1 protein-coding gene is annotated in these 435 nt (G+C 56.6%); it reads left to right on the top strand.

The annotated features are described in order from the left end of the window. Positions 1-426 (top strand): hypothetical protein (locus tag AB3U87_RS22275; protein WP_394150605.1); only part of this gene is annotated, 426 nt, incomplete at its 5' end. Between the last annotated feature and the right edge of the window lie 9 nt (positions 427-435).

The raw sequence follows: 435 nt of genomic DNA on the forward strand, positions 1-435 counted from the left end.
CGCCGCGGCACTTCCAACCGCGACGGCGGCGTGCAGAAGATCCAGGCCAGTGAAGGTCAGCCAGCGCTGGTTCAGGTCGGCCAGAGCATCCCCGTAACCAGCTCCAGTACCGATGGATATGGGCGTGTGCAGAGCGATACCCAATACCGCAATGTAACCCAGGGTTTTTACGTAACACCGACCCTCACGGGAGACACCGTTCGCCTGCAGATCAGCACTAATAATGATCGCATCAGCCGCGAACGTGCAGATGTAGTGGATGTTCAAAGCACCGACACAACTCTCACCGGCAAGGTGGGTGAGGGGATCGATATGGCCGGGTATAACCAGCAGAGCCAGGCCGGCTTTAGTACCGCAAGCCATACCTACAGCACTGAACGGGGAAAAAACATGACAGTGCGGGTAAAAGTCGATGTTTTGGACTGATCCGAGACA

This window comes from Erwinia plantamica (assembly GCF_043420595.1).
GTDB classification, from domain to species: domain Bacteria; phylum Pseudomonadota; class Gammaproteobacteria; order Enterobacterales; family Enterobacteriaceae; genus Erwinia; species Erwinia aeris.